Origin of the sequence: Occallatibacter sp. (genome assembly GCF_049802275.1) — a bacterium.
In the GTDB taxonomy this organism is placed as follows: domain Bacteria; phylum Acidobacteriota; class Terriglobia; order Terriglobales; family Acidobacteriaceae; genus Telmatobacter.
In genome coordinates, this window is the sequence record NZ_JBARMD010000439.1 from 1 (window position 1) to 5,063 (window position 5,063).

At 55.2% G+C, this 5,063-nt stretch carries 3 protein-coding genes; 2 read left to right on the forward strand and 1 reads right to left on the reverse strand.

The window, feature by feature from the left end; translation table 11 throughout:
* The first annotated feature begins 711 nt into the window (after nucleotides 1-711).
* Nucleotides 712-1,347 carry a hypothetical protein gene (locus WA354_RS15315; RefSeq protein ID WP_472813889.1) on the forward strand — a complete coding sequence of 212 codons (636 nt, stop codon included), beginning with the start codon at nucleotides 712-714 and terminating at the stop codon, nucleotides 1,345-1,347.
* Between the two features lie 501 nt (nucleotides 1,348-1,848).
* Entirely contained in the window at nucleotides 1,849-4,080 is a 2,232-nt protein-coding gene (locus tag WA354_RS15320; RefSeq protein WP_472813890.1) for a sensor histidine kinase, read from the forward strand.
* 3 nt (nucleotides 4,081-4,083) lie between these two features.
* On the opposite strand, the gene WA354_RS15325 is transcribed toward WA354_RS15320, so the two are convergent.
* A partial coding sequence (locus tag WA354_RS15325) for a chloride channel protein (protein ID WP_472813891.1) occupies nucleotides 4,084-5,063 on the reverse strand: 980 nt, incomplete at its 5' end.

A 5,063-nucleotide genomic window follows, 5' to 3' on the forward strand; every position in this document is an offset into this window, starting at 1 on the left:
AGCTCCCCCGAGCGTGCCTCAAGCTCCGCCAGCCTTTGCGACCAGCTCTCCGGATTCCACAATAGCGCCATCGTGTCTTGATTATGCATGAGCGGAAGTAAAGGCCGTCTCACGAGACCAATTGCACGAGTCGCAGGATAGCCATTGCATCAACAGGTCTTCTGTCCGATTTCGTAAGTTAGTGGCCGCAGAGGCGGTTAAAAAGTGCGAATCCCGCGTTTGGCCCAGGTACTGAATGACCATCTTCCATCCAGCGACGGTCGCATATCCATGTTCGATATGGAGGTCCAGCCATCATAATCTTCATCGCGAATCAGAGCAGTGTCGCGTTTTAGAAGGATCTCAGGGCGTCGACACGCGGAACTGTCTCAGGATCACTAAGTTCAATCGCGACCCGACCTCGACGACGATCGAATGGCGCGCCGGTGAACAGTAGCTGACGATCGTTTTTTACCCGGGTTAGACAACGGTTTTGCTCCGTAAACAAATCCGATTCTGCGGGGGTCGACCTTGCCAACTGAATATATCCCAAAGATCGCGTGAATCAGACCTGTCTAAATGGAAGAGCAGTGGAAGGAGTCTGCAAAGGAGCGGCAAGAGAACCGGCGCGATTTGATTATCCCTGGTCGAAGAAAGCAACGAAATGAGAGCCGGAATCATCTCAGCCGAGAAGAGCAGCACTAGGGACGCAAGACCAGCGAAGGAGAAGCTATGAGATCTTCGAGAATCTTTCTATTAGCCATGATTCTGTTGCTAAGCTTGTCTGCCTCCGCACAGGATCGGTTTGAAATCTTTGGAGAATATTCCTACCTGCACTTCAGCCCCACAATAACTGGCGTCAATAGCCGCAGCTTCAATGGAGGAGGCGGAGGCGCCACACTGCATTTCCTCAAAATCTTCGGGATAAAAGCAGACTTCATGGGATATGGCAACACCACGTTCACAAAAACCTATTCATCGCCAGTGATCATCCCGGGAAAAGGGACAATACCCGCAGGTACTTATGTGGCGCAGGGGAACATGTATACCTATTTGTTCGGGCCCGAACTCCGGATACCAACGCCGCTGATCAAGCCATTTGGAGAAGTACTATTTGGCGGATCATACACGGACGCGTATGTGAATCTGTCGCAGTCGATTGATCAAGCCGGAGGGACGGTTGCAACCCCGAGTCAACACCCTTTTACAATGGCAGCGGGTGGCGGCGTCGACTTGTCCGTTTCACACAGAGTTGCACTCCGGCTTGGAGAATTCGATTACATCCTGACCAGATACACGAATCCGCTGACGAGCACAAACAACCAAAACAACTTTCGTTATTGCGGCGGCGTAATCCTAAAGTTCTGATCCGATATGCACGCGCATTAGCTCGCCGCGAGCGCTGGCTCCGCACGTACTCCTGAAAACTGGGGCGCGGGCGAGTCTTGCTGCGCTCCTTCTCGTCGAATAAGGGACAAGGCGCCATCAGCCTCGGGCGCCGAGTTTCGCAGTGAATCGGCAATCAGATGCCGCGCCGAATGCCATGCTGGATAGGCGCATTCCCAGTCCCGCTCTGCGGAGCTCCCTTAGTTTCATCGCTGATGCGTTTCCTGTCGCCAAGTACTGTCAGTTTTGACAGTTTAAAATACGCGACGGACTGCGATATTAAAGAAGCCGGCACGAAGACAAGCTAGAATCCTTGCACAATTCCGGGAGGTCCTGGCAGGGCAAGCGTCCCATTGTTCATTTCTCTCCTGTTTCATCCTTGCTCGTCGCGGTGAAACGTCGCGAATTTGGGGCTGATATCGGCCCGTCACACGCGCTTTTTGCGGCGAGTCCCGAACATTTCTGTGATCGGTGAGAGTTCTGATGAGGAAAGCGCGAACCCCGACGGCATTTCATCAGTTCTGGCGATTTGGCGCCGAGGGAAATCCCCCTCGATTCTGCATTTCGCTTCTGGGCATTTGGTTGTGCGCGTTCGCCGGTATTGCTATGGGGCAGCAGAGTTCCAGGAATGTACTGGTCCTTTATCCCTATTCCGCACCGCCGTCTTTCGAAGTCCTCAAATCCACGATTCGAGCTAGAATTCCGGGGCAAATCAACTTCTACACCGTGTCGATGTCAAACCGGCGATTCGAGGACGAGGACTATCAGGACAGTCTCGCCGAAACCTTCCGCCGCGGCTATGGAGGGATGAAGCTCGATCTTGTGATCGCATCCACATATCCGGTCCTTCAATTCGCGGTGAAATATCGCGACAAGATGTTTCCCGGCGTGCCAATCGTCTTTTTTGACGTGTACCCCAACGAAATCGAGAGGCAGAAGCTTTGGCCCGGGGTGACAGGGGTGGTCGTCCCACTGGGGATGCGGGAGACGATTGACCTCGCGCTTCGACTTCATCCCGGCACAAACGCGATTGCGGTTATCACGGGCATATCAGAGTGGGAGCGGTATTGGCTGGAATTGGCACATTCCGAACTCCTTCGCCATCGCGATAAGGTGAAAGAAATTGACATTGTCGGCACTCCGGATAATCAGATACTTCAGCAAGTAGCCGCGCTTGGTCCTCATACGGTAGTCCTGTTTCAACTCGCGCCGCACGATTCTAACGAAGCGACGTTCGGCTACCTTGAAGTCCTGTCTGCGGTCGCACAGCGACTACCGACGTACTCTGTCTACCCTGGTTTGGGTTTGACGCATGGAGCTATTGGTGGCGCATACCGGGACATCCCGAAAGATGTGAGATTGACTGGAGAACTAGCCGCACGCGTGCTCAGCGGTGAGCGTCCGGAGAACATTGCCGTCGTGCGCGACTCCGATCTAACGCCCCAGGTCGATTGGCCAGCGCTACAGCACTGGCACATTCCGGAATCAGCGCTGCCGCCGGGCAGTTTGATCCTGTATCGAGAGCCGACACTATGGGAACGAGACCGGAAATACTTTATTCCGGCCATTGCGCTGATCGCACTTCAATCGTTGCTGATTATCGGTCTGCTCTGGCAGCGGGCGCGAAAGCGAAAGGCAGAGGCCATACTTCGGGAGAGCGAGAAGCGCTTCCGGGTGATGACAGATGCTGCGCCTGCCTTGGTCTGGATGTGCGATACGCACGGAAAGATCACCTACCTAAACGAACGGCGAGTCGCATTTACAGGACCAGACCCTGAGGCAGGCTACGGCGATAGGTGGGCTACCTATGTTCATCCCGATGATCTGGATGGAATGCTGCGGACGTTCTCGCAGGCGTTGAACGCACATCAGCCGTTCTCCAAGGAATACCGTTTGCGCCGTAGTGACGGTGTCTATCGTTGGATGTTCGATGTAGCATCGCCGCGAGTCAACGGAGATGGGTCATTTGCCGGCTTCATCGGCTCGGCGATCGATATGACCGATCAGAAGCTCGCCCAACAGGCGCTGGAGAAAGTGAGTGGCCAGCTAATCGAGGCGCAGGAGAAAGAACGGAGTCGAATCGCGCGAGAGCTCCACGACGATATCTCACAGAAGCTCGCGCTGCTGTCGATTGAACTGGAACATGCCAATCGCGCTCGAAGTGGATCCTCGGCTCAAGCCCAGGCCAGTTTTGAAGAGGTGCGCAAACGCTGCGCTCAAATCGCCAGCGATGTGCAATCGCTGTCGCATCAGCTGCACTCGTCGGGACTGGACTACCTTGGCGTCGTTGCAGCTGTCCGGGGATTTTGCAGGGAGCTGGCGAAGAAGCACACGGTCACCGTTGAATTCGTGGACAAAGACGTACCCAGGCACCTTCCCAAAGAAGTCTCACTATGCCTCTTCCGGATAGCGCAGGAAGCGCTGCACAATGCTGTGAAGTATAGCGAGGCAAATGAATTCAGAGTGGAGTTATATCGCGTGGCCGAAGAACTTCATCTCGTCGTCACCGACAGGGGCATAGGCTTCGACGTGCAGGAGGCCCGGCGAAGAGGGGGGTTGGGGCTACTCAGCATGCAGGAGCGCATTCACCTGATACGCGGAAAGCTCAATGTCGAATCGGCTCCGGGACTGGGAACCAGGGTCATTGCTACCGTTCCTGGAATCATCGACGAGAGTCCGATCGGAGAAGGAGCGATGGAGAACTCCCGAGCTTGAGAGTCATCCTCCTCGTTGTGGCTCAAGCTGAAAAGACCTGTTCCGTTCCAACTCCCGCACGACAGCTCGCCTCCGCCCAGCCAATAACTCGTGGGCGCTGATGCTCCCACAAACAGAGCCACTGTCCCGATCGAACACCGGGATCCGTGTCGCACCCGTCATTGCCATCTCCTCTGCGACTGCTCGACAGGTCTCATCCAGATAGGCGTACACCTCGACATCTTCTGCGGACTCATTGCTCATACCATCACTCTCGGCTGACAACTCTTTCATCACATCTCCCACGGAGACCATCTCGAGAGGATCGACACCATATTCGCGCGACAGATGGTACCCCCGGCGATTTAGTTTCTCAGTGAGAATGGATCGAGGCATGACCAGCGATGTAACCAGGTACGAAGCAGTACATGTGAGTGTCAAAGGCAATAGCGCCGGCATTGCATGGGTCAGCTCAAGCGAGAAGAGGATCGCGGTAAGCGGCACCCCCAGCGCCCCCGACAGCATTGCTCCCATTCCCATCAATGCCCATAGAGCTTGCGTTTCACCGGGCATGTGCGCCAGTCGTGCGGCTGATTCACCCAATGCCGCGCCAATCATCAACAGGGGAGCCAATACGCCTCCCGATGTTCCGGAACTCAACGAAAATGCCCACATGAGCGACTTGGCTACCAATAGTCCAAGCAACAAAGATACTGGAGCATTTCCGCGCAGCAATTCTGAAATGTTGTCGTATCCAACACCCAACCCGCGAGGGAAAAAGAAGCCGCCTAATCCTACGCCGATACCGCCAATCGCCGGCCACCACATCCAGTGCACTTTGAGACGACCACAAACGTGCTCGAACCCATCTTCGAGGCCGTACATCAGGCGGCTCAGAAAGGCGGAGGCGAGACCAACAAGCATCCCCAGCGGGCAGGCGACTAAAAGCGCCAGCCCTACTGGCGTGGACGAGTGCAGTTCGACCGGAAACAGTGGCCCCGCCC